The organism is Paenibacillus sp. 598K, from assembly GCF_003851045.1.
Classification (GTDB): domain Bacteria; phylum Bacillota; class Bacilli; order Paenibacillales; family Paenibacillaceae; genus Paenibacillus_D.
In genome coordinates this window covers 4621-9442 of sequence record NZ_BFBX01000002.1, presented here as the reverse complement: position 1 = coordinate 9442, position 4822 = coordinate 4621, and the positions used below count along the sequence as shown (strand labels likewise).

The window sequence follows — 4822 nt, the reverse complement described above, 5'->3', positions numbered from 1 at the left end:
TGCTGCCGCGCCTCCTCCAGCAGAGACTCGGAGATCTCGATCTCGCCCAGGTGCAGGGTGTCGCGGATACGGATCAGCTTGCACGTCGTATAGTCCAGAATGTTGCATGTCTTGACCGCCGCCTTGATCGCATCGCGATCGTTGGCCAGCGTCGTCGCCTGCTTGGTCGGCGCGCACACGGTCGAGGTCAGACCGTTGGCATAGGTGCCCGGCCAGTCGGCCTTGGCGACGAGTCGAGCGGTCGTGAAGTCGGCGGTGCCGACGCCGTTGGCATTGCCCTTGGACTCGTGCGTCAAGTCAAGCACGACCATTTTGTTCACATCCGGTCCGCCATGCGCATATGGGGTCGGGTAACGTCCGGTAATGTTCGGATCGGCGCCGTCGCCGCTGATGTTCTTGCCGATGTAGTCCATGACCAGCACGTCGAAGCTATCGAAGAAAAACTTCGGCAGATTGGCCTTGGCCTCCTCCAGCAGCACCTCCTCGCGCGCTTCCATCTGCTCGGCCGGGATCGCCTCGACGCGACGGATTCGATCGTAAGCATTCTCGACGACCGCCACGCCGAAGACGATCGGCAGCTTTTGCAGCATCACATTCGCCATCGCCGGCACGTTCTCGGCCATATACTTGAATCCGAGCTGATGACACGCCTCGGCGCCCTTCTGCTTGCCCAGACCGATCGCCACCATCTTGAGCAGACCGCTCTCGATCCGCCCGCGGAAGGCGGTATGCGGCTTCACCCGGTTGATGACGATGATCGCATCGGCCTCCTCGGTTGCGATCCGGTCGGCATAGACGGGAAGGCCGTTAGGCAGCTTATCCAGCAGAACGACGTCCATCGACGAGCGCACCGGACAGCCCATCCGCTCCTCGCTCATCCCCAGATGCGCCAGCACCTCGATCTGCCCCTCGGCCGTCGCGCCGCCGTGACTGCCCATGCACGGCACGAGGAACGGCTCCCCGCCCGCCGCCCGCACGGCATCGACGGTACACTTGGTCAGCTCGTCGATCCGCGAGACGCCGCGACTGCCGACAGCGATCGCGACCTTCATGCCGGGCTTGATGCGATCGATGCAGCCTGCGCCGCCGAGCTGCTCCTGCAGCACGGCGATCGGATCGGGCAGCTCGGTATCGTCGAACCGCTGCCGGATCTTGACCATGCGCGGCAGCGGGATGTCTTGCACCAGTCTAGTCAGGAGATCGCTCATATCGTCATCGCTCCGAATCCGCCGTCAACACGCAGCAAGGTTCCTGTCACAAACGAGGACGCGCTCCGCGAAGCCAGGTAGACGACTGCGCCCTGCAGCTCCTCCGGCTTGCCGAAGCGATCCATCGGTGTATGCGACATGATCGAGGCGATGCGCTCCTCGGAGAGGATCTTGCGATTTTGCTCCGCCGGGAAGAAGCCCGGGATGATCGCATTGACCCGGATCTCATGCGGCGCGAACTCACGCGCCAGAAACTTGGTAACGCTGTTGACGCCGGCCTTCGACGCCGAATACGTGAATACGCGAGACAGCGGCGGATCGGAGGAGACGGAGGAGATGTTAATGATCGAGCCGCCGCGCCCTTGAGCGATCAGCTGCTTGCCGAAGATTTGGCTGGAGAGGACGACGCTTTTCAGGTTAACGTCCATGATGCGATCCCACTCCTCCATCGTAATCTCCATGAACGGCGTCGCGCTGTTCGTGCCCGAGCAGTTGACGACAGTGTCGATGCCACCGCTCCACGCGACGACGGTCTGCAGCGTCTGCTCCAGCTCCTCGGCTTTGGTGACGTCCGCCTGCACGCATAGCGCTTCGCCGCCCGCCGCTTCGACGCGCTGCTTCACTTCCTCCGCCTTCTCCATGTTGCGTCCGACGATCGCTACGCGCGAGCCATAGGCGCCGAGCGCCTCCGACAGCGCGCCGCCGAGCACGCCGTTACCGCCGAGTACGACTGAGGTTGTTCCTTTAAGGTCAAATAAGTTCATCCGTTATCGCTCCTGTTCTTGTCATCATTACGCACAGCATAACGCAATCGCCTCGCGACCGCTTATCTGCCATTGCCTAAGATAGAGGTCGACTTGTCTGTCAGTGCTGTCTTGGCCACCGTCTCGGGAACGCTCTCACACCGGCCGATCGAACTGTCTGCGATATGCCTCCGGCGGCATCCCGACATAACGCTTGAACACCCGGCTGAAGTGCGCCGGATGCTTGAAGCCGATCCGATAGGAGATGTCGGTCAAGGTCGTGTCCGGCTGCATCGCCATCATCACGCACGATTGATTGATCCGGCGCTCGAACAAATAGTGGAACACGGTGACGCCCATCACTTGCTTGAACAGCTTGGACAGATAATGACGGTTCAAGTGCAGCTCCCGCTCCAGATCGTCGAGATGAAGGTCTTCCATATAATGTTGCTCTACAAAGGTGATCATATCCTGCACGTGCTGCAGCTTCTCGGTCGAGGCGGTCGGCGCCTGTCCGGGAAGCGTCTCGGACCATCGGCAGATGCGGGCCAGCAGCTCGCAAAACAGGAGATGGTACTGTACATAAGCGAGCTTATCCTGCGGTACGTTGTGCTCGCTCAGCCGCGCCAACAGCCGCTCCGCCTCCTCTCGCTGAGCGGGGGCCAGCCGCAGCCGCGCATGCCGCAGCCGCGTGAACGGCTCCAGCAGATCGGCCCCGCCGGGGATGCGCAGCAATCGCTGCACGTAGCCGGCATGGAAGTGGCAGACGGAGCGGATATACGGTCGATCCATCGCGGCATTGGCGCAGTGGAGCGTCAAGCCGTCCATGAAGATGAGATCGCCGGGCTCCAGCTCGTAGATGCGATCGCCGATCAGGAAGCTGCATGCGCCTTCGTGAAAATAATAGATCTCGTATTGGGGATGCGAATGAAACAGGGCTTCGATCGGCTGCTCGTCGCGATACCGAAAAAAAATCGTCTCCGTATGAACGCTCCGTCTGGAAGCCAGCATGCGATCCACCCCTCATCCCCATCTGCTCATAGCCTCTCAATTATACCAAATAAACCGGCGGAGCGTACATCCGCCGGTTGAGCGACCCCGCAGCGCCGGAACTCGCTGCGCGGCAAGGCTAAGTCAGTTCGTGCAAACCGGAGACAGACGGCCGGTCGAGGCACAGGGCCTGCAATCGAGAATGCTATGTCTGAAGACGCAGACTCATCGTTAGCAGGCCCGAGCGTGACCTCGCAAGCGAGCCGCTAGGCCAGCTCGATGAGGAAGGTGAGCAGCTCGTACGGCTTGACCGGCGTCCGCAGCTCCGCCTCGGCGCGCCGTTCGCCCTCCGGACGCTCCAGCAGGTCGCAGGCTTGCCAGGCGCGGATGCCATAGTCGCTGACGATTCGAACCTCGCCGCGGCTGCCGCCGTACTCGTGCAGGCGCAGCACGACGGCCGTGCCGTCCTCGCTCTTCTTGATCGCGTCGATCATGACATGGGCGTCGCCCGTCACAGTGAACAGCGCCTCCGGCAGCTCCGAGGCATCGCCGCGCGAGACGGACAACGACTGGTTGAGCGCAAAGGCCGACGGCACGGCGCCGCCCTCCAGCCAGTCGCCGCGATGAGGCAGCAGCGCGTAAGTGAACACATGCTCTCCCAGATCGGCTGTCGGATCAGGCACGATCGCCGACTTGATAAGCGTTAGCCGCATCGTATGATCCTTGATATCGTAGCCATACTTGCAATCGTTCAGCAGGCTGACGCCGTATCCCCGCTCGGACAGATCGGCCCACTGGTGACCGACGCTCTCGAAGCGCGCATAATCCCAGCTCGTGTTCCAGTGAGTCGGTCGCCGGACATTGCCGAACTGGATATCGTAGGTCGCCTCGGTCGCCCGGATGTCGACGGGGAAGGCGACCTTGAGCAACTGCCGCTTCTCCTGCCAGTCGGCCCGGGTGACGAAGTCGATCCGCCGGTCGTCGGCGTACAGACGCATCTGCTGCTCGATCCGCGAATCCATGTACGTCCAGACGAAGGAGACAGCAACGTAGAGCGGTCCACACGCGACGACGCGGGCCTCGAGGAGTTCATCGACCGTCCGTTGCTTCTCCTGATAGAACAGATCGATATCCCACGCCTCGTGCCGGCTCTTCGGCTTGTCCTCGAACACCTGCAGCACATTACCCTGCTCGCCGGGGGCGAGCACCTCGCGCTGCGCTGTCTTGTCGTAGATCCGGATCAGACGGCCCTGTGCATCCCAGGCGACAATATAGTACGGCGATTCGAGCTCTCGCTCGCCGATCCGGAACGGATCGCCGCTGGCGGTCGCAGAGGTGAGCTCGCTCGTCGGCAACGCCGATTCGTCCATAACTCGGGATACTGTCTCGTCGGTTGCCGTGGACGCTATGTCGGCGGCGACCGAGGAGGCCGCCTCCTCCCCAGGTCGGAAATAGATCGTCCGCTGCCCAAGTCCCGGCACTTCCGGCACGAGCACATGCCAATCGCCGCTATCGCTATTATGCTGGGCGGCCAGCGCCGTACCTTCGCTGTCCTCCCAGACGCCTGCCGACGCCTCGACTCCAGACAATACAACCTGCTCTGTACGCGACCAGCCTGCGCTGTTCCAGACGGTGTAAGCCTGCCGCTCCACAGCATCTGCCGACGCCCCCGCTGTCAATGGCATTCCCTCTGCCCCGCCAGTCAAAGCCGTGCCCACCGCCGTTGTCGTCATAGCCGTCGCAGCTCCTCCGGCCGTCAATGCCGTCGCTGCCGCCTCCCATGCCTCGCTTGCGACGCGCTCGGCCTCCGCGTATTCCTCGCGGCAATCGTCGTATACTTCCTTGATCGACGAGCCCGGGATGATGTCGTGGAACTGGTTG

At 62.3% G+C, this 4822-nt stretch carries 4 protein-coding genes; all 4 read right to left on the bottom strand.

What is annotated here, in order from left to right; genetic code table 11:
* Nucleotides 1–1208: DUF362 domain-containing protein (locus tag PA598K_RS00705; protein ID WP_128655006.1), on the bottom strand; the 1208-nt coding region annotated here is incomplete at its 3' end.
* A complete protein-coding gene (locus PA598K_RS00700; protein WP_128655004.1) occupies nucleotides 1205–1972 on the bottom strand; it encodes an SDR family oxidoreductase in 768 nt (255 codons plus the stop codon). The genes PA598K_RS00700 and PA598K_RS00705, both read right to left, overlap by 4 nt.
* A gap of 135 nt (nucleotides 1973–2107) precedes the next feature.
* Nucleotides 2108–2962: a helix-turn-helix transcriptional regulator gene (locus PA598K_RS00695; RefSeq protein WP_128655003.1), complete on the bottom strand. Its 855-nt coding sequence runs from the start codon at nucleotides 2960–2962 to the stop codon at nucleotides 2108–2110.
* 245 nt (nucleotides 2963–3207) lie between these two features.
* The coding region (locus tag PA598K_RS35860; RefSeq protein WP_260405208.1) for an alpha-mannosidase at nucleotides 3208–4822 on the bottom strand (1615 nt) is incomplete at its 5' end.